The organism is Romboutsia hominis, from assembly GCF_900002575.1.
In the GTDB taxonomy this organism is placed as follows: Bacteria; Bacillota; Clostridia; order Peptostreptococcales; family Peptostreptococcaceae; genus Romboutsia_C; species Romboutsia_C hominis.
In genome coordinates this window covers 1,302,839-1,328,956 of record NZ_LN650648.1, presented here as the reverse complement: position 1 = coordinate 1,328,956, position 26,118 = coordinate 1,302,839, and the positions used below count along the sequence as shown (strand labels likewise).

Sequence of the window (26,118 nt, the reverse complement as noted above, 5' to 3'; positions counted from 1 at the left end):
TTTTATTATTTTTTGTATTATTTTGTCTAGTAAAAATTTTAAGTAAACAAAATAGCTATCATTTTGATAGCTATTTATTTAGTATTAATATTCCAAAAATTCTTTGGTATTTGTTTTTCATTTATAGGAAGTATTTCATATCCTTCTTCATTTAAATAAGTAAGTACTTCATCTAATGCTTGTACTGTTTGTTTTTTTTCGTGCATAAGTATTACTACTTCTTTTTTATTTTTAACCTGTTCTTTTACAATTTCTATTATTTTATTAGAATCATTTTTCCAATCTTGAGTATCTATATTCCAATCCCAAAGCTTATATCCTGCATCAACTAAATTTTCATATGACTTGACTGGTGTATACGGTTTGCTTCCATAAGGAAGTCTTATTATATTTGATGTCCTTCCAGTTATCTCATAAAAAGTTTCCTTATTTTTATCAAATTCTCTTTTAGCTGAATCGTAATTTTCATAAAGTTTATTTACATCATGCGAAACACTATGAAATCCTGCACTATTTCCACTTTCGACAATCTCTATTACAGCATCCTTATTTACTTTCATATTCATATCTATCATAAAAAATGTCGCATGTGCATTATGCTTTTTAAGGATTTGTAGTATGTCTTTTGTGTACTTGCTTGGACCATCATCTATCGTTATATAAGCGATTTTATTGTTTGTATTAGCAGTTTCATTTACATCATAATATATAGGTAAACAAGTATATTTATCTATATATTCTAAAGCACTTGTGTTATTTGGTATCATAGCAAATGTTAAAAGTCCTACACTTATTGCTAGTTTTAATCTTACATTTTTCATATGAGTTCCTCCTTTATAGTTATTATAAATTTATGCCTTTTAAGGAACATATTTGTATAAATTTTTACGTTTTAAACGTTTTTATAATCTTAGTATTGGTAAAAACCCTTTTTTATATCACTAAAAGATAAAACTTATTCTGTAAATATTTATGTAATAAAAATAAAAATTTACTTTAATTTATAAGTGTATCAATAAAACTCTTCACATTTTTATATTTAACATAAAATCCTTCTAATAAAAAAGTACAAGCAATACGCTTGTACTTTTTTATTAATTAGTTTTATTTTGCATATAATTATAAATTGGTAATCCTATAAGAGTTATTATTATACCTCCTAAAGATATCATTGTTGTTTGTAAACCAGCAAAACATAGTTGGTTTATTACAACGAATAATCCACTTAATATAGCTATAGCTGGTATAAATGGATATAATGGAACTCTGTATGGTCTAAATAAATCTGGTTGATCTTTTCTAAGCTTTATAACACCTATAAATGTTAGTACGTAGAATATCCATATAGCAAATATTGATAAATCTGTTAATAAGTTGAACTGTCCTGATAATGCATATATAGCTGATAATGTTGCCATTGCTATTATTGAGTTAGCTGGAGCTTGAGATTTATTTAATTTAGTTAAAGTCTTGTATCCTGGTAGAGTTTTTTGTTCTGCTAAAGTATACATAACTCTTGGTCCTGTTAATAAGTATCCGTTAAGTGTACCAAATACTGATATTAATATACCTATTGTTATTAATTTACCACCCATTGGTCCAAACATAGCCTCTGCAACTGCTGCTGCTGGTGCTGAATAGTTAGCTAATTCACTTGCTGGAAGTACCCAAAGATATGCTAAGTTTATTACTACATAAACTCCCATAACTACTGCAAGCCCACCAACTATCGCTCTTGGTAAATCCTTACCTGGATTTTTCATTTCTCCAGCTAAAGCACCAACATTTATCCATCCATCATAGGCAAATAATACTGCTATTAATAATTGACCTATAACTCCTGCTGGGCTTATTCCATCTCCTACTAATGGTGTCATTACTGGATTTGTTCCGCTTCCTTTTATAAATCCAAATACCATTATAAGTGCTAAAGGTATTAACTTACATATAGTAGCAATTGTTTGTATAGCTCCACCAGCTTTTGATCCTAATGTATTTAACGCTGCAACAAATAATATAATACCTACTGCTATAGGAAGAGTTAAAGACTCATTTCCTATTAATGAAACTGCTTGTTGTGCAAATATAACTCCTAGTGCTGCTATTGTTGCTGGGAAGAATAATACCGTTTGCATCCACCCTGTTAAAAATCCTAGTTTCTTGCCATATATTTCTTCAATATATACCATCATACCACCAGTTTTTGGTATAGCTGCTGATACTTCAGCTGCCGTTAATCCTGCTGTTATAGTTATGATACCTGCTACTACCCATGCTATCATTCCAAGTCCTGGCTCTCCACCTGTTGTTTGATAAACAGCTTGCGGCTTAAAGAACACACCTGCACCTATAACCATACCAACAACTGTTGATAAAGCTGCAGACATCCCTAAACTTTTTTGAAGTTCTTTACTTTCCATATATGCCTCCTTATTTATTAAGTTTTCTATAATTTCATTATAATATTTTTTGAAATACTTTCAATACATTTTTTTATTTTTTTCGACAACGTTTTTCTAAATTATGTATTTTTAGAAAATTTTTTTAAGATTACTTTAATTTTTATATTTTTATTTATTATATAAATTTTCTGTTATTTTTTATATTTCAGCTATTTAGCCAAATTAACTTTGTATACTTAAATTTAAATATGAATTTTTTTCTTTACAAAGATAATCTATTTAATCTTGTAATTATTTTTTTCAATAAAAAATCTTTTTGAAAAAAACTTAGTTTTTTTGTTTTTTGTGCAAACATTTTCTTGAAGTTAATTTCAATAATTTAGACAAAAAAAATAGAACTTCTAAAGTTCTATTTTTTTACTTTGTGTATTTTAAGTTTTCTATTATTTTTGTGTGTTTTTATTCGTAATTTATTATGCTACCCTTTTTATATCTTTTTCCTTTTGATTCTTCTTCATCATATAATTATATATAGGCAAACCTATAAGAGTTACTACAACTCCTCCTAATGACATCATTGTATTTTTAGGTCCTGCAAATAATAATTGGTTTATTACTACAAATAATCCACCAGCTATTGCTATTAAAGGTATTACCGGATAAAACGGAACTTTATATGGTCTATGTAAGTTTGGCATAGTTTTTCTCATTTTTATAACTCCTACAAACGTTAACACATAAAATGACCAGATAGCAAACATTGATAAGTCACTTAGTAAGTTAAATTGTCCAGATAATGCATAAAGCGCTGATAAAGAAGCCATCACCATAGTTGCATTTGCTGGTACATCATATTTATTTAATTTACCTAAAAATTCAGGTAATGTTTTTTGTTGTCCTAATGTGTATATTATTCTAGGTCCTGTAAGTAGATATCCATTTATACATCCAAATACAGATATTAATATACCCATAGTTATTATTTTACCACCAATAGGTCCAAATATTTCTGTTGCAACAGCAGATGCTGGTGATGCATATTTAGCTAATTCACTTGCTGGAAGTACCCAAAGATACGCTAAGTTTATTACTACATAAACCGCCATAACTAAAGATAATCCACCTATTATTGCCTTTGGTAAATCTTTTCCCGGATCTTTCATTTCCCCCGCTAAAGTACCGACATTTATCCATCCATCATAAGCAAATAATATAGCAACTAATAATTGTCCTATTACACTAGTTGCACTTATTCCCTCTCCTACTAATGGAGTAGTTATTGAATTATTCCCTGATCCACTTATAAATCCAAATACCATTATAAGTACTAAAGGTATTAATTTACACACTGTAGATATTGTTTGTATTGCTCCACTAGTTTTAGAACCTAATGTATTAAGTCCACCAACTAATAATATTACCCCAACTGTCATAGGTATTACTAAATTTTCATTTCCAAGGAGTATCGCTGATTGTTGCCCAAACATAACTGATATTGCAGCTATTGTTGCTGGGAAAAATAATACTGATTGCATCCATCCTGTTAAAAATCCTAATTTTTCACCATATATTTCTTCTATATATACCATCATACCGCCTGTTTTTGGTATAGCAGCTGAAACCTCTGCTGCAGTAAGACCTGCTGTTATTGTCATGATACCTGCTATTACCCAAGCTATCATTCCAAGTCCTGGCTCTCCACCAGTTAATTCATACACTGCTTGAGGCTTAAAAAATACTCCCCCACCTATAACCATACCAACTACTGTTGATAAAGCTGCAGCTGCCCCAAGATTTTTTTGAAGTTGCTTATCTTGCATATTCATATTCCTTTCTTCACCAAGTTTTGTCATAAGTTGTCGCATTTATAATTATAATATAAGTATAATTTTTTTCAATACAAAAATTTTTAATTTTAAAAAGTTTCAATTTCTAACTTTTTAAAATTCAAACTATCATTTTTCCTCAATTTGATTCATTATTTCCTCAAAAAAAATCCACCTAATTTTATAGGTAGATTTTCTAATAATTTTATTTTCCTGTTATATGTTCTATTGTAATTCTTATTACATTAGTGACATTTTTTCATTTAAAATATATTCTATTTCTTCTTTAAAAAAGTCTTTGCTATACTTTTCTATTAATTTTATAAGTGCCCTTCTCCTTCCTTACCGTCTACTTTACATGCTATACCAAATCCTATTACTCTTTCATAATTTGTAGAAAATTTACTTGGCAAAATATTTGTATATCCCACTACACTAAAATATACTTTTCATTGATTTTTATATTTTCTATCTTATGACCACTCTTAGCACTATGTAAATATATAAAATTATTATGATAAATATATCTTAAATGAAGACTATATGGATACCCATTCTCACTTATAATTGCTAGTGTCATATACTCCCCTTTGTCTAGTATTTTTTATTCGATCTACATCTAATTTTCTTTTTGTTTTCTCATTGATTTAAACAGCTTTTCCTCCATGTATATTTACTATTATTTTTATAAATTTTAGCATACCTTAGCCTTAGTAGTAAAAATTTCAATAAAAATAGGATATCTAAAAGATATCCTATTTTTATTGAAATTTTTAATTATTAATTTTTTCAATGTAATTACAGTTTGCATCTATATGATTTAAAAAAATAAGTAATCTTTCATATAGAGGATGTGATTTTTCTCCATACTTTAATTCTAGCTCTTTACCAATTTCTTTTACAGTTTTTTTCCCGTCAATATTAGAAAATACAAAACTGCCATATTCATCTAGTTCAGTCTTTTTATACATTGGAATTTTAAACTTTAATTTTCTAAAAAACTGTTGAATTTTATGATCTTGTTTTTCAAGTATCGTTACAACACCTTCATTTACTTCATAATCTATTTTATCATTTATTTTAAATACAATATTTAAAATATCTTCATTAGTTTTCATTGTTTTTTACCTTAGAGCTTACAATTGGACATGTAGTAAGTACAACTAATACTAAAAGAAGTATAATAGCCATCATATTTGAAGCTGCAAACCCACTAGGACCAGCACCTTTTATAACACCTGTTACTTGTAATATTATACCGACTAATCCTATTATAGAACCACCAGCAACAAGCCCTGATGATAAACTTATACCATTAGCAACTTTGACCTCTTTTTCTTTATCACTTCTTGAAGTTTTTTCAACAAATACACGTATTAAAGCTCCTACTAATATTATAGAAGTTGTTGCAATTGGTAAGTAAAATCCTATAGCAACTGTCATTATAGGTAGATTTAAGAAGTATAAAACTATAGCCATAACTACACCAACTATTACCATAACCCAAGGTAATTGACCAGACATAATTCCTGATGTTAATGTTGATATTAAGTTAGCTTGAGGTAATGCAAATGGAGGATTATCTCCTGTTACTACTAATTGATTTGCAAGTAGTAATGTAGTTCCTACAACTACTATTACACCTACTATACCAGCTATTGCAAAATATTTTTGCATTTCATTTTTGCTACCACCTATTATATAAGTTACCTTTTGAGATTGGCTATATCCTCCAGCTATAGATATAGAAACAACTATAAATGTACCAAATAATAATAGTGATTTATTATCTGCTAAATCAGTCCATCCCATTATAACAAATACTAATGTCGCTATAACTAAAGATGCTATTGTCATACCAGATACAGGAAGATTTGATGTACCTATAGTCCCTGTTAAACGTCCAGCAACTATAACAAATAATCCTGCTAATAATAAAGATACTACTACACCAATAATTGTCATTACTATACCATTTGATATAAAGAATGCTCCTACAACTGCTGCTACAATTCCGCCTAATAGTATAATACTTTGTAATGCGCTACCATCTTCACCGTCAACAGATGTTGATGATTTTGCTTTCATAGTTTCTTTTACAGATGCTATTATAGTTGGTATTAATTTAACTGCACCTATTATACCTCCACAAAGCATCATACCAGCCCCTATGTATTTTACATAGTTACCAGCTATATCATTTACACCCATTTGGTTTATCGCCATTGTAGGATCATTCCATACCTTAGCACCTTCTCTTGCCATATCAGTAAAGTATCCTATTAGAGGCATAATACCAAAATGAGATAATAAAGAACCTGCAAACATTGTAAGTGCAACTTCAAGTCCTACTATAAATCCTATCCCTAAAAGAAGAGGATTAACTTCTACTTCAAATTTACATTTATAAAACTTATTTCCAATAAAGCTTATAACATTATTGGCTACGTTTAAAAATGAACCTGTTAATACAGTTATAAGTCCACTTATACCAAATCCCATACCCATATACTTCATTGAATCTCCACCAGCATCTGAAGCAACTAATGTTTCAGATATAGCCATTGATTCTGGGTACATAAGCTTACCATGTTCTTCAATTATTAAATAATTGTACACAAGTGATGCAATTCCAATACCAAATAAAACTCCACCTACTCCAACTATAAATCCTTCTAAAAATGTAACTTGACTACCTATTAATAAAATAGCAGGTAATACGAAAATCATACCACTTGCAACTGATTCACCACCACTTGCCATACCTTGTACAATATTTTTACCAAGAATACCTTTTCCTTTTGCGAATGCTGCTATAAACGCTGAACCTATAATAGAACCTGGAATACCTGCGGCAACTGTAAGACCAGCTTTCATTCCTGAATATGCTGTTGATGCTGCAAATATTACGGCTAAAATAATACCTATTATTAACACTGCCATATTTGCACCAGTCTTCGATTTGTCTGTTATGTAAGGAACATAGTCTTTTCCTGATACTCCTCCATAAGCACCTTTAGATAATTTTTTATTATCCATTGAGATTCACCTTCCCTTTATTTAATTTTCTTTATTATATCATACTATTTCGAATTCTAACTTTTTTACGCAATTTTAATTTAATTATGAACATTTATAATTTTTACTATATTTTACCTATTAAGTATTTTGTATAACAGCTCTCTTAAGTTAGATATTATTATATGGTTATTTTGCACTATTTTTCAATATATATTAGTCTATATTATTAATTTAAATATAAACCATATTATTTACCATATATCAACTTTATTTTAACAATTTACATATACGCAATGATTAGATTAAAAGCATATAGATATGAACTGTGTTTTTTCCCATCATAGTCTTTGATATTATGAGAATATATAAAGAGCTTGGTAGGTAAGTTATAACGATTAGTTCTAATTTTCATAAAGAGAGGATTTTTGTAGATTTTTTGGTATAGTGCATAAATATCTATGCACTATACTTTTCTATATATAAAAATTTATTAAATTTTATTTTTATCTAATAGAAAACCAGTTATTGAATAAGATATAAATAAGGAATTGATAAATGTTACAACCAATCTACCAATACCTATAAAAGCACCTGTTTTAACAAAAATAAATATAGAAACAATCATAGCAATTATGAATACTAATACAAGACTTAAGTATAGCTTAAATTTGTTTATTTTAGGATAAAAAGTGTTTTTACCTTTAACAGTATAAAGATATATAAATATAACTAAAAAGCCTATCATTGTGCTACCATGTTGTATTATTTTATAAATTGGAATAGACATATTAAATACATTAATACTATCTCTTAAAAAGCTATATTGTTAACAAAAAATCCACTAATATGAGTGAAACTATCCCAAAGTACATGAGTTATCATACCTATTAAACATGATATTACAAACTTTAATATTTCTTTTTTATTATATAATGTGTTTTTTAATTTAGTAAGGTACACATATTTATTTGATATAAAATTAGGCATACTTAATATAAGTGCTTTTTGTACATATTTGTAAAATACATAATTTATTAAAAAGCACATTGGAAGATTAAAAAAGAAAAATCCTAAAAATTCATGACCTATATTGCTACTTGGACTAAATAGTACAAAGTATATAAAATCAGGTGCCATAGATCCTAGTATTAATCCACTAAAATTAAAGTACTTATTTTTAAATGGAATTACTATAGCAGGATGAGAAAATGTAAATGGCATATTATAAATTCCTTTCTAATATTAATTAAAAAAATATTATATCATAAATTAATATTAGAAATACATATAGTTGTTTTTTTATATATTTTATTATATCTATAAAAATTCTAGGTAATAAAAGATATATTATTTTAATATGTTTCTATAATTCACTTAATAATACAAAAAAATCTAACCTATAAAATCAAGTTAGACTTTTTGTTAATTATTTTTACTCTACATTAATTTATTTATTAAATCTCTATGTGGAGATGCTATAGAAGATGTACTTGTTATCTCCCCACTTTCTTGTAATTCATTTGTACAAGATTTTATAGCAGAATTTATAGATGCTATATCTCCACACATTACTATAAATCCCTTTCCACCAAGGCCTCTTGCAAGTCTTATTTCTATTAATTCAATATTAGATGATTTAAGAGCTATATCTCCAGCTTTTATAGCTGTTAGTGCTGATATTGTTTCTATACATCCAATAGATTTAATATTTACTGGTTCTATAGTACCTGTTAAGGCTGGTATTACATCTTCATGTATATTATTTATCACATGACTTTCAATTAAAAATATTCCTGCTTTATCTTTACCTGCTTTTATAGCATTTTCTACTGAACCTACGTTCCCACTCACTATTATCACATATTTTCCCGGACAAATTGGATTAGCTAATATTAATTCTACATTTGCTGTTTTTAGCATTATATCTGCAACTTCTATCCCTATGGGAATACTTTTTAATTCCACAAGTCCAATTGATTTTTTCATATTGTGTCCCCCTAATTCTTATCATGTTTGCTAATATGTTTTATCTAAATTATATTTATCTATAATTCAAATATGTAAAATTTTATACGAAATTTTAAAAATTATTGTTTAGTTTTAATTAAAATATGAAGTTTATTATAAATGTACATATAAATATTGAGAATGCCGGTGGATCTATATGAGAGTCACAATTACTATTAAGTGTATTAGCTCCGAAATCTCCAATTAAACAACTTATAATTCCAAACAATACTCCAAATATGGGATTTCCTGAAACAACAGCTGCAAGTGCTGATATTAATGTTATATGATGTGTTGCTGGTGTAGCCGAGCCTGTTTGTGTAAATATTAAAGAAAATGCACTTATTCCAAAACATAGTGTTGGGAATAATGATATTACCTCTGGAGCTACTTCAAAGGTATTGGAAAGTGATGCTGCCACATAAGAAACTACTATTCCTAATGATGCACCTAATACTATATTATATCCAAGCATTTTTCCGGTAGATAAGTATTTTCTTTTTTTATTTTTATCATATTTACCAAATAGTCCACTATTTCCAAGAGTTAGCCTTGCTATTACACCCAGTGTAAAAACTGTCATACCTGGAGTATCTGTTGGAAGTACTATAACTGATACATATAAATAATTTATTAAAAAACCTAATATCCCAAATATCCCACCAACTAACAAAACTTTATAGTCTCCTGTTAGGTTTAAGGATAAACCTATTGATGTTCCACTTTCTACTTCATCACTACCTAAGATTTTTTCTCCAGTTGATGTTACTTTAGATGTACTTGTGCTTCTTTTGTTTGCTGCATATGCTGCTGCTGCAACCCCACCTGCAAATGCTATATGAGGTCCCAAAAAAGAACCAAAAGCTACATTTCCAACAACTAAATCTGATCCACCTGCCATCCCTATAGCTGCACCTGCTATCGCTATCACACCTGTAAGTATAAATGCTGGTAATGCTCCTATTAAAGCTCCAAATGCTCCTCCTCCAAAAGCTGCTACCATTGCAAATATATCCATGTTACTCCTCCTAATAAAAATTTAGCTTTCTATTAATACATACTTATCATTTACTTCTTTTACTAATCCTTCTATACTTGAATGAATTGATGTTCCTAATTTATCTTCTTTTGTAAATGCAATTAGCTGTCCTTTAAGAACTTTATCTCCTTTTTTTACAATAGGTGTTGCACTTATTCCTATATGCTGATTTAAAAGTATTTTTACCTTTGTAAAATTCTTATAAATATTTATTATTTCTGCGTTTTTATCATACTTCGAAAGATCTAACTTAGATATTAATTTACTTACTGGATATCTTTTATATTCTCTAAATGGATGTACATCTATTGGTGTATTGTTATTATCGTTTTTTATATTTTTTGCTGACATTTGTTTTTTTAGATTTGAATGTAATTTCCAAGGTTGTAAATTCATAATACAAGCATATTCACATAACCTACATTCACAGCATAAAAATGCTGTTGTTAAACTAGATTTGGTATCGCAAATACTTGAATAACTTGCTATTCTTATTAGTTTATGTGGATTTATATTATGACCCAATAAATTTCTAGGGCATATTTCACTACATAAACTACAATGCATACAAGAAGTTTTAGCTTCTTTTAATGTTTGAGATATATTTTTATTTATAGATTTAACTAGACTATGTTCTTTAGGTAATACTATAAGACCTTTAGTTGTTTTTGTAATTACATCATCTAATGAAACTATTTTACCCATCATAGGTCCACCATTTATAACAACAAATTCATCTAAATTACTCCCTCCTGCTAAATCTATAACTTCTTTTATGGATATACCTATAGGAACATTAACTGTTATTTTTTCTTTAACATCTCCAGTTACAGTTACATATTTATTAGTAACTTTTAAATCATTGTAATAAGCTTCATATATATTTAATAAAGTCTCTACGTTTAATACTACAGCTCCTACACTAAGTGGAATTGAACCTTCTGGTATTATTTTTTTAATAGTTTCATACACTAATACCTGTTCATCTCCTGCTGGATAAAAATTAGGCATTTTATGCATTTTTATATTTTCATACTCATTAATTATAGTTTCTATATTTTCTATGGCTTTTTTATACTTAGATTTTAATCCAATTATTGCAACTTTAGCGCCAATATATTTTTTAACTAAATCTATAGCGTCTAAAAGTTTTCTAGATTCTTTAGCCATCAGTTGTTGATCTACTCTTAAAAGAGGTTCGCATTCAGCTCCATTTATAATTAAATAATCTGCCTTTGTATTTAATTTTACATGAGTTGGAAATCCAGCTCCACCAGCACCTACTATACCAGCTTCTTTAATAATGCTTATTAAATCTTTTTCCATAATCTCACCTCTTATCTGATATCAAAGCCATCTACAAGTACACATCTTCTTTTTCTAGCAAAAGTTTTAGCACTTGTTAAACCTTCTCCTGTTGGACCAGCTATTGTAAATGTTGTATATCCTTCTCCACCTACACCTATACCAGAATATGATGGTCCATTTTTAACAAATATAGTGGTTTGAATTAATTTGGCCATCTTACTTAATTTATCAATATTTTTAGAATGCATTATAGCTGTATGTCGATTTCCATGTTCAACTTCTATAGATAGTTCTATAGCTTCGTCAACATCTTTAACTCTAACTATTGGAAGTATTGGCATCATTAATTCTTCTATAACAAATGGGTGATTTTTATCTGTTTCCATTATTATTACTTTTATATCATCCTCAACTTGTATTCCTATCTTATCTAATAAATATCTTGCACTTTTTCCAACACATTCAGTATTTAATTTTAAATCCTTAGATAAAACTAAGTTTTGTAAGTTATTTAAAGTTTCCTTATCTTTTATTTCATATGCCCCATTTTTTTTCATATTGAATATTAAATAGTCAGTAATTTCATCTACTGCTATAACTTCTTTTTCTGCTATGCATGGAAGATTGTTATCAAAGCTACATCCATCAACTATATCTTTTGCTGCTTTTTCTATATCTGCAGTTTCATCAACTACTGCTGGAGGATTTCCAGCCCCTGCTCCTATCGCTTTTTTTCCAGTAGATAATACTGATTTCACAACGCCCGGCCCTCCAGTTGCTACTAGCAATTTAACTTTTTCATGGTTCATCATTATATTTGCATTTTCTATTGTAGGATTTTTTAACGTTACCACTAAATTATCTGGGGCTTTAGCTTCTTTTAATGCTTTATTTATAAGTTTTATGGTAAATAAAGATACTTCCTTAGCTCTTGGGTGAGGACTAAAAACAATTGAATTTCCTGCTGCTAACATTCCTATAGTATTACAAAGAATGGTTTCTGTTGGGTTTGTTGTAGGTGTTATAGACCCTATTACTCCATATGGAGAAAGTTCTACTAAAGTAAGACCATTATCACCTGTATAAGCGTCTGTTTTTAAATCTTCTACACCTGGTGTTTTCTCTAGTACTAATCTATTTTTCAAAAGTTTATGGCTGTAATTTCCCATACCAGTTTCTTCAACTGTCATTTTGCATATTTTTTTTAGATTTTCTTCTTTATAAAATTCATTTTTTATAGCTTTTATGTATTTATCTCTATCACTTAGGCTATGCTTTAAGTACTTTCTCTGAGCTATGAATGATGCTTCTATAGCATCGTTCATACTTTCAAATATTCCATGTTCACACTCTTTTAAAGAATTTACATTATTTAATTCACTCATAACCTTTTTTACTATTTCCTCAACATTTAACGCACTCATTATTATCCCCCCATTACATTTTGCTTAATTGCTTTTCATTTTCATCATTTGTATTGAGTATAAAGCTATCTCCATATCTTCTTCTACACTACCGCCACTTACACCTATAGCTCCAACTATTTTTTCATTGTTATATATTGGATATCCTCCACCAAAGACAACTATTTTATTGTCATTAGTATTTTGAATACCGTAAAGTGCTTCTCCACTTTTACAAAGCTTACCTAGTTTATCAGTTGATATTTTTAAGGCATTTGCAGTATATGCTTTATTCATACTTATATTTATACTACCAAGTAATGAATCTTCCATTCTATGAAGTAATATAAGATTACCTCCACTATCTACTGCAGAAAAAACTATATTAACATTTAATTCTTTTGCTTTTCTCTGAGCATAACTTGCCATTTTTATTATATTTTCTAATTTAAACTTTATACTCTCTTCATTTTCTTTTTCTATATTATCAAGTTTTTCTAACTTATCTATAACCTTGCTTTTTATATCATCTATCTTACAATAAGTTTCTTCTAATCTTGCTAAAGCATATAATGTATCCGATAATCTATTTACGTATTTTAGTAATTCATCTCTAATATTACCATTTTCTTTTAACGTAACTATATTTCTTTCTGCTCTTCTTATTATAGTTCTTGCAACATGAATAGATGCTGAAGACTCATTTTTCCCAGGTATTATAAAACTTTTTTGTCTTCCATTTAGCTTGCTGCACTCATCTACTATATGTTCTAATTCTTTTATGTCTTCTTCATTTACTGTATATGACAACATAGATAATCCTTTTTCATCACTAGCAAGTTCAGCACCTACTATAAATAATTTTCTTTGTATTTTATTTAGATAACTTTTTATATCTTCATTTTTACTTTGAGAGTACGCAACTCCAAGCATTGATATAGCCTCATCTATTGTTCCATAACATTCTACTTTATAGTCATTTTTTGATACTCTTTTACCACCAAACAGACTAGTACTTCCTTTATCACCTGTTTTCGTATATAAATTAGCCATATTATATCACCTAATTATTAACTTCTATACTATCTACTATTCCAACTATTGCACAGTCTATAGGGGAATCAGATGAAAATATCTTTCTTGCAGAGCTCCCTGTTGCAACAATTACAGTCTCTCCAACTCCAGCGCCTACTGAATCTACTACAACATGTGTGTTTCCAACCACTTCTAATTTTTCATTTAATTGTTTTACAAGTAGAAGCTTTGTTCCTATTAATCCTTCATTTTTAGTAGTTGATACTACTGTTCCTACTACACTTCCTAGATACATATTTTTCACCTAGCTTTATATTTTTAATATATTTATATTGTATTTTAATGCCTCATCTTTAGCCGAAGGCGTGATTATAGAATCTTGATTTATTTTTATTACTTTATAGTGTTTTAAGTTATATACATCTATTTTACTTATTATTTTCTTATTTAAGAGTATTTCTTTAATCTCTATATTTTGTTTACTACATATATAATCAATTTCATCATTATTTTTTTTATTAGTGTTTAAACTAAAATTATCTTTATATATTTTTATAACTTTTTTTTCTAAATTTACTGATGTAGTTAATATAATATTGTAATCTTTTAATTTTTTTATATTATTTCTAAGTAAATCTTTATATGAATTGCTCATATTATCTTTAAATATAGATATTCTTTCTTCGTTGTCTGGGCAGCATCCATTAATACTTGCTATTACTTTTTTACCATTAATTAAGGAATAACTTATTATATTAGTAGCTATATTATCATTTATTCCATTTGCAATTTTGCTACAGGTATTAACTGTTAATGTAGGTATCATTATAATAGTATTTTCTTTTACTAGACTTATTATATTTTCATTGTCATCTTCTTTTATAACTTTTTCCACTTTAAAAAATTCTTTTATTAAATTTTCATTAAATACATTTAAAGCTCCATTTGATAATACTATTGTTAATTTAAATCCTCTATCTTGAAGCATTTTAATGCATTTAAATGCATCTTTAAATCCAATACTAGCACCAGTAAATACTACTAACAATTTTTTATTGTAGCTTTCTAGCTTTTCAAATACTTTTTCTACTATATAATCTATAACTACACTTTCTACATTTTCACTAATTATGTTTTCAAGTTTTTTTAAATCCAATTTATCACCTTCTATATATGGCAATTCATTGCTATTCCAAGAGGTGTTACAAGTAGTGGTTCTAATGGTTTTACTGTTTCTATTTTTATTTCTTTTTTAAATACTTTTTCAAATTCACTAAAGCAACAAGCACCACCGACTACATAGATAGTGTCTATATTGTAATCTTTTATATACTTTTTAACTATAGATGCCATTTTTTCAATGACAGGTTTTACTATTATAAACGTATCTTTTTCATACTTTTTCTCTTTTTTTATAACTTCTGCTTCTTCAAAAGGTATTTTATTAAACCCTGCAAGAACTAGTGTCATATGAGTTCCACCTGTTGCTTCATCAGCTGTAAACACGACTTCCCCATTTTTTATTATACTTATCCCAGTAGTCCCTCCACCAACATCAACTACTGCCCCATTAGTTATTTTAAGTACTGTAGCTGCTGCACTTGGCTCATCTATTATATTTAAAACTTCCATATCACAAGATTCTACTACATTACATATAACTTTAGTATTTCCCTCAGTAATTCCTGGAGGGATTGCAGTTGAAGCATAAGTTAATTCACATCCTATAATTTGTTCTACTTCTTCTTTTAATTTTCTAAGTATATTAGTTGCACCTATATAATCTACAACTATCCCATCTTTAACTACAGATGAAGCTTTCATAGCTCCAGCTATAGGATTATTATTTTCATCTACAACAGATAAAACTATATTTGCAGTTCCTAAATCTACTCCTACTTTTAGCCTACCGTTATATTTATTGCACTTTTTTTCTTTTATAAGTCTTGAAAACTCTTTTACCTTATTATTGCAGTCATTTAGATTCACATTCTCACCTATTTTCTACAATTTTAACTAAGTCGTTATTTTTTATTAAGCACGAATTAGCTTCATCCATATCTAAATGCATTTCTAGTTCAAAATTTTCATTTACTCTAATTAATACGTTTCCTAGTATAGCTTTTCTAATCCCCGTTATCTCAACATCTACTATATCTTTATCACATAAATTTAATTTTTTAGCATCATTTGGTGACATATGTATATGTCTTAATGCACAAATTACACCTTTTTCTTTGACAACTTTTCCTTTAGGCCCTATAATTTCAATACCAGGAGTATCTTTTAGATTTCCTGATTCTTTTATAGGTGGATTTATACCTAATTTAAAGCCATCCGATACAGAAATTTCAATCTGAGTTTCATTTCTTAAAGGCCCTAAAATTCGAACTTTTGTTAATTCTCCTTTAGAGCCTTTTATAGTTACACATTCATTTGCAGCATACTGACCTGGTTGCTTTAAATCTCTAAATTTACTTAGTGATTTATCTTTGCCAAATAGTATTTTAAAATCTTCTTCACACAAATGTATGTGTCTATTTGAGATACCGATAGGGATTAAAACTTCTTTTTCTTCTTGTAATTTTTGTATTACTATTTTAGTTATTTTTTCTACTAATTCCTTATTGTTAAAATCCATTTTAATCACCTATTTATATATTATTCTGATTTTGGTAATATCTTTTCAACATCAGTATGAGGTCTTGGTATTACATGCTTAGATACGAGTTCTCCTACTTTCTCAGCTGCTACTGCCCCTGCATCTACAGATGCCTTAACAGCTCCAACATCTCCTCTAACCATAACTGTAACTAATCCTGATCCTATCTTTTCATATCCTACTAGCTCAACATTTGCAGATTTAGTCATCGCATCTGCTGCCTCTATAGCACCTACTAATCCTTTAGTTTCTATTAATCCTAATGCCTCTCCCATTTTCTATTCCTCCTTAAAATCATTTAGTTCATTGTAGTGAATACAACTATTTTTTAATTCTCCTTTTTGTCTTTTACATTCTGGGTCTTTACATAAATTACAAGTATAATTTTCTTTATTATTTAAATTGTTTTCTTCTATGGTATTTCCTAATTCTTCACTTTTTATATAATTTAAATCATCCTCTAGATTAACTATTTTTACATTTTCTACTATATCTTTAACTAATTCTTTATCATATTCATTGTATAAATCTACATTTTCCTTAGACTGATTATCTATTTGTATTTCTTTATATCCTATAGTTTCTTTGTTATTAATTAATATATCTATTTCTTTACTTGGTCTAGGTATTATTTTATAGGAAAATACCTTGCTTATTTTATTGGCAGCAACAACAGAAGCTTCTATAGCTGCCTTAACAGCACCTACATTTCCCTCTATTTTTAATGTCGCCATACCTCCACCTTTCGAGAGCTCATATCCTATTAAATTAACATTTGCAGATTTTACACATACATCTGCTGCTTCTATACAAGCTGCAAGGCCAATTGTCTCTATAATTCCAATAGCTAATTGGGACATTTTACCCTCCCCCTAATCTAATGTTTAAGTAATATCTATAATAAATATAAAACTTTATACAATTGTTAGATAAACTATATGTATCTTATAAATATTTTAAAGTTCTTTGAAAGGTTTTTTTATGACTAATCTAGCTGCATTTTGACCTAGTGTTCTCATTATAGATTCTTTAGATGATATTTTTATAGTAAAAAGAGGACTATCTTTTTCTAGTTTATTATAGTGAAGTATTATAAAATCTTTATTTACTCCAATCCCCACTCCTAATATAGAGTCATTGCAGGCATTATAGCCTAATTTTATAACATCTTCTTCACAAATTCCTAAAATTTCATAAGGTACATTCTCTTCTTCTATGCCAAGTATAATTTCTCTAAATTTTAACTCATCTATTTGATTTTTGTTATAGTATATTTTTATACTTGGCTTTTTCGTAACACTTATATTCTTAGCCATAAAATTCACCTATTCTTCTTTTAAATGTAAAACAAGTCCTGTTGCAACTGCATTTCTAGGTCCTTCTACACCCCTTATATTTGCTCTTCCTGCAACTACATTATACTGAGATAATGCATTTGTAACTAATTGAGGAATCTCAAAATCAAGTGCACTTCCTCCAACCAAAACTACAAACGCTATATCTCTTACATTATTTGTTGGGCTTACCTTTTTTAGTGCTCTTATAGCATTTGTAACAAATACTCTTTCTTTAGCACTTTTTCTAATTAATTTTATTTTTTCTAGTGATTCATCTATTTCAATAGGAACCATACCTTCTGGTTTTAGTATTACAACCTTTGCAAATAATTTAGAATCTAATGCTTTGTTAAAAAACTCTACAGCTCCACTTTCATGTCTTATATTGAAAAGACTCTCTACCTTAGCTAATGGATACTTTTTTATGTCTTCTGCTAGTTCAAAATCATCTATTCCTAATTCTGATTTTATAAGCATAGTAACCATATTTCCAGCACCTGCTAAATGTATTGACTTTATTTCATGTTCTTTTGTAATTATAGAAGCATCCGTAGATCCTGCACCCATATCTAATATTGCAAGTGGTTTGTTACTTCCTGGAGTAGTTAATGCTCCACGAATTGCCATATCAGCTTCTACTCCACCTACATTGACATTCACCCCTAGGCTTTTTGTTAATTCATCTGCTATTTTTTGCATTTGAAGTTTATCAGCTTTTACCATAGCTGCTATTCCTACTGCATTTTCTAGTGAGAACTCATTAGCAATACCACCTTTTACAATCTGAGGAACAAAAGTATCTACAGATAGTAAGTCTTGTATTTTAATGTTTTTTGGGTGTTGATTTGTTAAATTAGACATAACATGCCTTACTTTTTCAAGCATTCCTCCCACATTAGTCCCAGGTTCTCCTTTAACATCACAAACAATATTTACGCTATTTATAGCATTCATAATTTTTTTAGCACCTTCATCAATTCCAACAAAAGCTTTTTTATTTAGTCCAACTATTTCAATATTTCCAGCAGGTATTTTTCTTTCTTTAACATCTCCCTTAGGAGTTTTTATAACAACTGCTGATCTGTTTCCAATTAATGCCCTAGCTATTGGAACAACATGTTTAGTTTCTTCTGAGGTTAGATTAAACAATGTTGCTATTCCATATGGATTAGATAATACTTCAACAACTCCTCCAATTGGTGCAACTTCTATGGCACACTTCATATTTAGAGGAACTTTTTCAACTAAACTAACCTCATCTACTATAGGAATTTTCTTGTTTAATCTATTATTAATTAGTACTCCATCATCTTTTTTTACTATAGCTCCATTTATATTTAATTTATCTGAATATAAATTTATTAATTTAGATGAAACTTCAAAGTCAAATTCTTTAGGTATAACAACTATTACATCTTTGTTCTTATCTACACTTTCTAATTTATCAATTTTTACAGTTTCACCAACACCAACTCCTACTCCACCTGGTGTTAAAGGGTTATGGCCTATCATTGTAGACTCTGTTATTATGGTTTCTGTTATAGTTTCCATAGCTACGTCTCCTATTACTGGAGCAGCTTCATTTACTCTGATTTCATCTAAATTTTCAATTTTTAAATTAGACTTATCTAAAGAATTTTTTAAAGATTTAAATACTCCATTTATATTTTTCATAGTTCCTTTAATTCCTGTTGTTTTAACTATAGAACTTGATAAAAATTCAATATTGTTTTCATATATTTTTGCTAAGGCCACTTCAGTAGTAGCATTACCTATATCTATACCAGCTACTATCTTCATTTAATACCCTCCAAACTACTTTTACTCCACTACCTTTAACCTTCCTCTTTGTTCATAAACATTTGCAGCTTCTATAACAAACTCTGCATTTATAGTGCATCCATATTTATTTCTTAGTTCATCTGCTATATCATATAATTCTTGTTTAGTTGATCTATATGGTCTTAGTGCATCGTATATTTCAAGAATTCTATCATCTGGAACTACTATAAGTTCTGCTGCCTTTCTTAAGTTTTGAGCAAATGCATTTCTTCCAACAGATTCAGCTACTTGTGCTTGTAATTCTAAAGTTTCTTTAGATATTCTTATATCTTTAGATCCAATTTCACCTCTTATTACTTTGTCTAAAGTTACATCTGATAATTTTATTCCAGATTGTGATTTTATTTTTTCCGGTATTTTCTCTCCTAATGGATAATTAGCGCTTGTGACTTTATCACTTTTTAAAACATTTTTAACAGCATTTGAAACTTCATTTATATTAGTAGAGTTCATATTTTTTAGTACTTCCGCTACGATTTGTTTTATTAATAAATCTTGATTCATCATTACCCTCCTTGTTTATTTAAATGTTATCTTCAATTCTTGAGGTTTTTTGTTTCTATCAACATGTTCTGTTTCTTTTATATGTAAAAGTGCTGCAATTGCTTGATATTTTGGTCTTGCCATTTGGTCATTTTTCACTGGCACTGGAGCTGGTGATTCATTTTTAGCATATTTAGCTGCATTTTTACCTATTTGTCTAAATGTTTCTAAATCTATAAGTGGAGCTTGGGGGAATAATTCTAAGTTACTTAAAGGAAATAAATCCTTTTGATGTATTATTGTTGTACCTTTTGACTGTATACCTATTCCTATTCCTGAACCACTTAGTTTTGCTGCATCATGTGCTATAAAAGAAACATCAGACGTTCTATAAATTTTTGCTAGTCTATAAGTTAATCCTTCTTCTTCAATACCTGCTATAACTTCTTTTAATACTTTATCGTGTTCTATACCAACTATAGTTTTAGTTTGATGGTTAAAAAATGCTGGCGCTAAACCTATAACTACTTCATCGCTTCTAGTACCTTTTTTCAAATCTCCAACTTCTACTAGTTCTAATTTTTTATTATCATCAAATACTACATTTTCTTTCTTTTCTTCTTTTTTGCTATTGCACTCTACATTATCATTTTCTACCATTTCTTTTAATACTTCTTCTATTACACTTTTTAATAATTTCTCATCTATAGACACAATTTTCACCTCTTTTTCTATTTTTAGAAGTCTTCTGGACTTACTGCATTTTCAATATTTTTGATTTGTTCCCATCTTTCATCACTTATTTGATATCCAGTTTTTGGCCCTCTATAATCATTTGGATAGTTTACGGCACTTTTTACTTTAAAATCTTTGTCAAGTATAGCTGCTGTATGCAAATAATCCCCTGCTATTCTTTGCTTTAACATATTAAACACACTATCTGCTACATCTTCAAATCCACCTTTATAAAGTGCTTTAACTACATCTACCCCTGTAACTTCTTTGTTCATCATTTCTTCAGTAGCTTTTAAATCTTCAACTACATTTCTATTTGGCATATCCTTACTTCCATGTGCATAGGTTGCAGCAGTTACTTCTTCTTCTGTAACTTCTGGAAGATTTAATTCTTTAAATAATACTTGTATAACTCTAGCTGCCTTATTTCTAACTTTAACAACTTCATCTTCACTAACAGGCTTTAGACCGCCATCTATTTTTAAATCTCTTTGAATTATATTCCAATCATCATAATCTTCTGCATCCCAGTTAGAACCTGCAAACATATTATCATAATTTGGAGTTGCACTATATCCTGAACATATAAAATCTGTTCCTGGCACCATTTGCATTAAACTTCTTGCAACTCTTCTTAAATCAGAATGTGTAAATGTTTGGTCATTACTAGATGCACACTCAAGATCTAACATTGCAGCTATTAAGTTTTCTGCAAGTATAGCTCTAACTCCACTAGGTACTCCTGCTGGTACTCCAACACAACTTACTGAACCATTTTGTATTCCTTGAACTCCACAACCCTTAGTTAAGAATAGACATCTAGCTTCAAGATATAGCATTGACTTTCCTTCTGCGTATCCCATTTGAACTTCAGAACCTGTTCCTGATGTAAATCTCATTTTAAGTCCTCTTGATGCATATGAAGATGCTAGGAAACCTTTAGACCAAGGAGTATCATCTCCATCCATAAATACAGACTCTGTTCCATAGACAGATACAGTTTCAGCGTATCCTGTTAATCCTCTCATTCCTAATTTTAATTCTGTTGCTTCTTCAACAGCACATTGAGTAAGTATTCCAGGGCGACCTACTTGAGCTCCAACTAATAAAGCTAGGGCATTAAATGGAGCATATCTTGCTATACCTACTGTAGTTTCTTGTTCATCAAATCCTCTTAAAGCTGCTTCTGCTGCATCTGCTGCAATTTGAACTGGATGATCTTTTACATTAGTAACATGACATTGATTTGAAGGCATCTTTCTAGCTCTCATCTTTGTCATTGACATCATCATTTCAAGTACATTCATCTGGCTTACAACTTCAACTATCTTAGCTGGAGTCATAGCAGTTGTAAGTTTTACTATTTCTTCTCTTCCAACATTTATATCAACAAGCATTCTAGCTAATTCTAATGAATCCATGTTTAAAACTTCTTCTGCTCTTTCTAAATTTATAGCATGATCTGCTATAAAAAAGTCTAGCATATCAAAGTCTTCTCTTTTCTTTCCATCTAATTCTATTACTATTTTATTTTCTATTTTTATACTAGGTGTTGGGTCATTTGGTCCATCCATTGCTATAAGACCAACTTCTGGCCACTCCTTTACAAAACCATCTTGGTTTACTGGTCTATTTTTTAAAACTTCAAAACGTTTAGATTTCAATGTATTCACTCCCCTTATTTAAAATCTTATATGTATGGTATTGTTGATGACTTTAATTCTTCATTACTTAAAGTTGATAATAATTGCTTTCCTACTTCCCTTGCTGCTATTATAGACTGTCTAACAGCTCCTGAATCTCCTGAGAATGTAAGAATTACTTCGTTTGAGTAACTAGTTCCACCATTTCCTGGAGTTGAATATCCTACAACATCAACATTAGCGGCTTTTACAGCAGTATCTGCAAGTAATACTCCAATAGCAGCTGGTGCTCCAACTGTTATCCCAAAAGATTTTCCAATAGGTGCTCCAAACGCTTTATTAAGAGCATAGCTAGCCCTTGCTGTGTATTGGAATTCTAAATGTCCTGCGCTACTTCCATAAACATCACCAAAAGTTCTTTCTAATTCATTTAATGTAACTTCAACAGCTCTTCTAGCATCTGATACATCTTCTGCACCAAATATTATTAAAGAACCATGTCCTGCTCCACCTTCTGTATCTCTAGGAAGCTCTATTAACAATATTTCACTATTAGTTGCCTTTACAGCCTCATCTGCTGCAAATATATGAGGTCCAGCCCCTGTTCTTCCACCAACTATCCCTATTGATCTATATTTTTTATCTATATTCATTAACTCGTGTAAGTTATAATCTACATTAGCTATAACAAGACCTATAGTGTTTCCTATTGCTGTTCCTACAAACTCTGTTAAGCTACAGCTATTAGGCTCTTCATATTTAGCTTCTTCTGCTGTTTCTTCTTTAACTTCTAACTTTGGAGTTTCTCCCATTTTCTTCATTACTTCATCCATTATTTTTGACATTAAATCTTCTTTCATGAAAATTTCCCCCTTAACCTAAATTCTTATTTAATATTAGTTATTGCTTGGTAATATCTTTTCAACATCTGTATGTGGTCTTGGTATTACATGAACTGATACAACTTCTCCAACTTTCTCTGCTGCTACTGCTCCTGCATCTACAGATGCTTTAACAGCTCCTACATCTCCTCTTACCATTACTGTTACTAACCCTGAACCTATTTTTTCATATCCTACTAGTTGTACATTTGCTGATTTTACCATAGCATCAGCAGCTTCTATTGCCCCTACTAGTCCTTTTGTTTCAACCATTCCTAAAGCTTCTTTTTGCATAATGGGAGTACCTCCAAAAATTATTCTTGTTCTTATTTAAATTCTAGTATACTTTTATGGAAATATTTTATTTAAATAGTACAAATTTTAAGACTTTTTAAATATTTTTATGATAAATTTTATCTTAATAGGATAATTTTTTGTACTATATTTTTCTTTACATTTTTAATTTAATATTAATACAAAAAAATAGTAAGGAATTATCCTTACTATTTTTTATATTCTAATAATTTATCTACCATTTCTTCTTGTTCTTTCAAATCTTTATTCCTCTTATAAAGTTGTATACCCTATTCCATATTTTTATAATAACTTAAAGATATATTATTAGATTCAATATCTTCAATTATTACACTTTCAGCCTTATTTATCTTTTCGTCAAATACTAAATTTAAATTTAAACCATCCTTATTTAAAGAATAAGATACTAAATTTTCATTATCATTACTAACAAATCCATCTATTTTTTTAACTTATCATCTATTATTTTTCCTAACTCTAGAGAACTATCTTCCTCTATACTTTCTGCTACTTTATAATATGCTTCATACAAACTACTTTTATTTTCATTTAGTAAGTTTACTAATTCCTTTTGTTCTTGTACGCTTTCTGGATACATCTGAAAACTTAATATTCCATTTGCTTCTAATATGTCTTGATAATAAACTTCTACATAAGTTTCTTCTTTATCTTCCTTAGTTATAATATATGAAGCAAATTTTATATCTTCTAAATTTTCTTTTTTATCATTATCTAAATAAGAAACACTAAGAGATTTATTACCTTCTTTGAATGTATAAATTTTAGTTGAATAATCTTTTTGTTCTCCATTTTCACCAGTTAAATATACAATTCCATCTGAAATATCTACTGTTTTATCCTTAAGCCTTTCTTCTAAATCCACAGCTTTTATTTCATTACTATTTTGTTCACTTTTTACAACTTCAAAGTATGTATTTTTTAAGATTTCTTTATTTTCTATTGTGCTAGTGCATCCTGTAATAAGTAAACTAAATATAGTTGTAAGTCCTATTATTTTAACATGTAAACCTTTTACCACATCTATTCCCCACTTTTTATTTAGTTTATTATTTCTTAATTAAATTGTTTTATATTTCATGTATCCACATTTATTTCAACTTTCATAAAGGTTACTTTTCCTACCAATTGTACTCTACTATATCTATAAGTCTATTAATACACTTTTAAGATTCTCTATCCAATAATATATATTTAAATACTCATATTTATCTTCTAAATTTGAATTAGCTAATAATGATACTAAATACATTTTGCAGGAAGCTAAAATTCCAACTTTCAATAAAGTGTCCCATGTTCTTCTAGTTAATTTATATCCAATATAATTTTCTAAATTCATTTTATAATAATTTAGTAGTATAGTTTTATCAAATTTAACATTTACAGATGTCATAAGATACCAAAATACATCTAATGTACAAGGTCCACATCCACTATTAGCCCAGTCTATAATTCTTATATCATTTTGATTTATGTAAAGTGTATTATCTGGTCTATAATCTCCATGCAAAAAGGTTTTAGGATAATAAGAAAATATACTATCTATTTCCTTTATTTCATCATATTTATTAAATAAATTTTCTCCTAAAATATCTTTTAATATTATTTCTCCTTTTTGATAATTTTCTTTAAACTCCTCAACTTCACTTACTTTAGTCTTTGTTAAAAAATTACAATATTCATCTACATTTAATAACTCCTTATAATTTGTTACGTCATGTTCTTTAAATTTAGAGTGGAATTTCGCTAAGTTATTTAAATAGTAAAGACACTCTTTCTCTGAGTTATTTGTTTTTTTGTATACAGACATATCATTCATAAGTATTGCATAGCTATTATCCCCTATGTAATAACCTAAATAAATGTCATTTATAAACTCTTCTAATTTTGAATATATATCATCTTTAAATATATCTAATTCTCTGCCTTCATCTTTATTTACTTTTGCTAGCCAATCTTCCTTTAAATTATTTATTTTTAGATATAGGCTTTTTTTATCTTGTCTAGAAAATAATGTAATTTTATATATTTTAGCTCCTGATAAACCGTTTGTTTTTATATTTTCTAACTTTATATCTCGTAAACCAGGTAGTATTTGCATTAAATAATCCTTACTTAGAAGATCTTTTATTGATTCTTTTTTTAATACACTCAAAAAATT

Annotated in this window: 25 protein-coding genes and 1 pseudogene; all 26 read right to left on the bottom strand. The window is 28.7% G+C overall.

Annotated elements, in window-relative coordinates:
* Positions 1-74 precede the first annotated feature (74 nt).
* The 26 genes and pseudogenes from FRIFI_RS06355 to FRIFI_RS06225 all read right to left on the bottom strand — a co-directional run bounded on the left by FRIFI_RS06355 (position 75) and on the right by FRIFI_RS06225 (position 26,112).
* Positions 75-821: a polysaccharide deacetylase family protein gene (locus FRIFI_RS06355; protein WP_092925959.1), complete on the bottom strand. Its 747-nt coding sequence runs from the start codon at positions 819-821 to the stop codon at positions 75-77.
* A gap of 273 nt (positions 822-1,094) precedes the next feature.
* Positions 1,095-2,420 (bottom strand): APC family permease, encoded by a 1,326-nt coding sequence (locus FRIFI_RS06350; RefSeq protein ID WP_092925961.1) that lies wholly within the window; start codon positions 2,418-2,420, stop codon positions 1,095-1,097.
* A gap of 455 nt (positions 2,421-2,875) precedes the next feature.
* The gene (locus tag FRIFI_RS06345; protein ID WP_166506248.1) at positions 2,876-4,222 is read right to left on the bottom strand and encodes an APC family permease; all 1,347 of its coding nucleotides are present in this window, start codon (positions 4,220-4,222) and stop codon (positions 2,876-2,878) included.
* Positions 4,223-5,001: 779 nt separating this feature from the next.
* Complete coding sequence (locus FRIFI_RS06335) at positions 5,002-5,346, bottom strand: PqqD family protein (RefSeq protein ID WP_092925963.1); 345 nt, start codon at positions 5,344-5,346, stop codon at positions 5,002-5,004.
* Complete coding sequence (locus FRIFI_RS06330) at positions 5,336-7,267, bottom strand: OPT family oligopeptide transporter (RefSeq protein WP_166505365.1); 1,932 nt, start codon at positions 7,265-7,267, stop codon at positions 5,336-5,338. The genes FRIFI_RS06335 and FRIFI_RS06330 overlap by 11 nt, the downstream gene beginning before the upstream one ends.
* Before the next feature lie 472 nt (positions 7,268-7,739).
* Positions 7,740-8,470 (bottom strand): annotated as a pseudogene (locus FRIFI_RS06325) (DUF4184 family protein).
* Between the two features lie 216 nt (positions 8,471-8,686).
* Positions 8,687-9,235 carry a BMC domain-containing protein gene (locus FRIFI_RS06320; protein WP_166505364.1) on the bottom strand — a complete coding sequence of 183 codons (549 nt, stop codon included), beginning with the start codon at positions 9,233-9,235 and terminating at the stop codon, positions 8,687-8,689.
* 118 nt (positions 9,236-9,353) lie between these two features.
* Entirely contained in the window at positions 9,354-10,274 is a 921-nt protein-coding gene (locus tag FRIFI_RS06315) for a DUF7973 family transport facilitator (protein ID WP_166505363.1), read from the bottom strand.
* A 21-nt stretch (positions 10,275-10,295) separates the two neighbouring features.
* Complete coding sequence (locus FRIFI_RS06310) at positions 10,296-11,621, bottom strand: 4Fe-4S dicluster domain-containing protein (RefSeq protein ID WP_166505362.1); 1,326 nt, start codon at positions 11,619-11,621, stop codon at positions 10,296-10,298.
* 11 nt (positions 11,622-11,632) lie between these two features.
* The gene (locus tag FRIFI_RS06305) at positions 11,633-13,027 is read right to left on the bottom strand and encodes an aldehyde dehydrogenase family protein (RefSeq protein WP_166505361.1); all 1,395 of its coding nucleotides are present in this window, start codon (positions 13,025-13,027) and stop codon (positions 11,633-11,635) included.
* Positions 13,028-13,051: 24 nt separating this feature from the next.
* A complete protein-coding gene (locus FRIFI_RS06300) occupies positions 13,052-14,059 on the bottom strand; it encodes a cob(I)yrinic acid a,c-diamide adenosyltransferase (RefSeq protein WP_166505360.1) in 1,008 nt (335 codons plus the stop codon).
* 10 nt (positions 14,060-14,069) lie between these two features.
* Positions 14,070-14,336, bottom strand: coding sequence for a EutN/CcmL family microcompartment protein (locus FRIFI_RS06295; protein ID WP_092925979.1), 267 nt, complete (start codon positions 14,334-14,336; stop codon positions 14,070-14,072).
* 15 nt (positions 14,337-14,351) lie between these two features.
* On the bottom strand, positions 14,352-15,197 hold the full coding sequence (locus FRIFI_RS06290; protein ID WP_166505359.1) for a flavoprotein: 846 nt from the start codon (positions 15,195-15,197) through the stop codon (positions 14,352-14,354).
* A gap of 11 nt (positions 15,198-15,208) precedes the next feature.
* A complete protein-coding gene (gene eutJ / locus FRIFI_RS06285) occupies positions 15,209-16,030 on the bottom strand; it encodes an ethanolamine utilization protein EutJ (RefSeq protein WP_166505358.1) in 822 nt (273 codons plus the stop codon).
* Positions 16,031-16,034: 4 nt separating this feature from the next.
* Positions 16,035-16,682 carry a phosphate propanoyltransferase gene (locus FRIFI_RS06280; protein ID WP_092925985.1) on the bottom strand — a complete coding sequence of 216 codons (648 nt, stop codon included), beginning with the start codon at positions 16,680-16,682 and terminating at the stop codon, positions 16,035-16,037.
* 20 nt (positions 16,683-16,702) lie between these two features.
* Positions 16,703-16,978 (bottom strand): propanediol utilization microcompartment protein PduA, encoded by a 276-nt coding sequence (gene pduA, locus FRIFI_RS06275; RefSeq protein WP_092925987.1) that lies wholly within the window; start codon positions 16,976-16,978, stop codon positions 16,703-16,705.
* A gap of 3 nt (positions 16,979-16,981) precedes the next feature.
* The gene (locus tag FRIFI_RS06270; RefSeq protein ID WP_166505357.1) at positions 16,982-17,563 is read right to left on the bottom strand and encodes a BMC domain-containing protein; all 582 of its coding nucleotides are present in this window, start codon (positions 17,561-17,563) and stop codon (positions 16,982-16,984) included.
* 96 nt (positions 17,564-17,659) lie between these two features.
* Entirely contained in the window at positions 17,660-18,019 is a 360-nt protein-coding gene (locus FRIFI_RS06265) for a glycerol dehydratase reactivase beta/small subunit family protein (protein WP_092925991.1), read from the bottom strand.
* 9 nt (positions 18,020-18,028) lie between these two features.
* On the bottom strand, positions 18,029-19,840 hold the full coding sequence (locus FRIFI_RS06260; RefSeq protein ID WP_166505356.1) for a diol dehydratase reactivase subunit alpha: 1,812 nt from the start codon (positions 19,838-19,840) through the stop codon (positions 18,029-18,031).
* A gap of 21 nt (positions 19,841-19,861) precedes the next feature.
* Entirely contained in the window at positions 19,862-20,386 is a 525-nt protein-coding gene (locus tag FRIFI_RS06255) for a diol dehydratase small subunit (RefSeq protein ID WP_166505355.1), read from the bottom strand.
* Positions 20,387-20,401: 15 nt separating this feature from the next.
* On the bottom strand, positions 20,402-21,079 hold the full coding sequence (locus tag FRIFI_RS06250; protein WP_092925997.1) for a propanediol/glycerol family dehydratase medium subunit: 678 nt from the start codon (positions 21,077-21,079) through the stop codon (positions 20,402-20,404).
* Positions 21,080-21,102: 23 nt separating this feature from the next.
* A complete protein-coding gene (locus FRIFI_RS06245; RefSeq protein WP_092925999.1) occupies positions 21,103-22,764 on the bottom strand; it encodes a propanediol/glycerol family dehydratase large subunit in 1,662 nt (553 codons plus the stop codon).
* 26 nt (positions 22,765-22,790) lie between these two features.
* Positions 22,791-23,603 (bottom strand): propanediol utilization microcompartment protein PduB, encoded by an 813-nt coding sequence (gene pduB / locus FRIFI_RS06240; RefSeq protein ID WP_166505354.1) that lies wholly within the window; start codon positions 23,601-23,603, stop codon positions 22,791-22,793.
* Between the two features lie 36 nt (positions 23,604-23,639).
* The gene (pduA, locus tag FRIFI_RS06235) at positions 23,640-23,918 is read right to left on the bottom strand and encodes a propanediol utilization microcompartment protein PduA (RefSeq protein ID WP_092926003.1); all 279 of its coding nucleotides are present in this window, start codon (positions 23,916-23,918) and stop codon (positions 23,640-23,642) included.
* 460 nt (positions 23,919-24,378) lie between these two features.
* A complete protein-coding gene (locus FRIFI_RS06230; RefSeq protein WP_166505353.1) occupies positions 24,379-24,978 on the bottom strand; it encodes a hypothetical protein in 600 nt (199 codons plus the stop codon).
* A gap of 123 nt (positions 24,979-25,101) precedes the next feature.
* A complete protein-coding gene (locus tag FRIFI_RS06225; RefSeq protein WP_166505352.1) occupies positions 25,102-26,112 on the bottom strand; it encodes a phosphotransferase in 1,011 nt (336 codons plus the stop codon).
* Positions 26,113-26,118: the final 6 nt, after the last annotated feature.

Bases quoted from the DNA above. Each gene is read 5' to 3' on its own strand.
- FRIFI_RS06355 (WP_092925959.1), bottom strand. From the start codon at position 821: ATGAAAAATGTAAGATTAAAACTAGCAATAAGTGTAGGACTTTTAACA.
- FRIFI_RS06350 (WP_092925961.1), bottom strand. From the start codon at position 2,420: ATGGAAAGTAAAGAACTTCAAAAAAGTTTAGGGATGTCTGCAGCTTTA.
- FRIFI_RS06345 (WP_166506248.1), bottom strand. From the start codon at position 4,222: ATGCAAGATAAGCAACTTCAAAAAAATCTTGGGGCAGCTGCAGCTTTA.
- FRIFI_RS06335 (WP_092925963.1), bottom strand. From the start codon at position 5,346: ATGAAAACTAATGAAGATATTTTAAATATTGTATTTAAAATAAATGAT.
- FRIFI_RS06330 (WP_166505365.1), bottom strand. From the start codon at position 7,267: ATGGATAATAAAAAATTATCTAAAGGTGCTTATGGAGGAGTATCAGGA.
- FRIFI_RS06320 (WP_166505364.1), bottom strand. From the start codon at position 9,235: ATGAAAAAATCAATTGGACTTGTGGAATTAAAAAGTATTCCCATAGGG.
- FRIFI_RS06315 (WP_166505363.1), bottom strand. From the start codon at position 10,274: ATGGATATATTTGCAATGGTAGCAGCTTTTGGAGGAGGAGCATTTGGA.
- FRIFI_RS06310 (WP_166505362.1), bottom strand. From the start codon at position 11,621: ATGGAAAAAGATTTAATAAGCATTATTAAAGAAGCTGGTATAGTAGGT.
- FRIFI_RS06305 (WP_166505361.1), bottom strand. From the start codon at position 13,027: ATGAGTGCGTTAAATGTTGAGGAAATAGTAAAAAAGGTTATGAGTGAA.
- FRIFI_RS06300 (WP_166505360.1), bottom strand. From the start codon at position 14,059: ATGGCTAATTTATATACGAAAACAGGTGATAAAGGAAGTACTAGTCTG.
- FRIFI_RS06295 (WP_092925979.1), bottom strand. From the start codon at position 14,336: ATGTATCTAGGAAGTGTAGTAGGAACAGTAGTATCAACTACTAAAAAT.
- FRIFI_RS06280 (WP_092925985.1), bottom strand. From the start codon at position 16,682: ATGGATTTTAACAATAAGGAATTAGTAGAAAAAATAACTAAAATAGTA.
- pduA (WP_092925987.1), bottom strand. From the start codon at position 16,978: ATGGGAGAGGCATTAGGATTAATAGAAACTAAAGGATTAGTAGGTGCT.
- FRIFI_RS06270 (WP_166505357.1), bottom strand. From the start codon at position 17,563: ATGTCCCAATTAGCTATTGGAATTATAGAGACAATTGGCCTTGCAGCT.
- FRIFI_RS06265 (WP_092925991.1), bottom strand. From the start codon at position 18,019: ATGGCTAAGAATATAAGTGTTACGAAAAAGCCAAGTATAAAAATATAC.
- FRIFI_RS06260 (WP_166505356.1), bottom strand. From the start codon at position 19,840: ATGAAGATAGTAGCTGGTATAGATATAGGTAATGCTACTACTGAAGTG.
- FRIFI_RS06255 (WP_166505355.1), bottom strand. From the start codon at position 20,386: ATGAATCAAGATTTATTAATAAAACAAATCGTAGCGGAAGTACTAAAA.
- pduB (WP_166505354.1), bottom strand. From the start codon at position 23,603: ATGAAAGAAGATTTAATGTCAAAAATAATGGATGAAGTAATGAAGAAA.
- pduA (WP_092926003.1), bottom strand. From the start codon at position 23,918: ATGCAAAAAGAAGCTTTAGGAATGGTTGAAACAAAAGGACTAGTAGGG.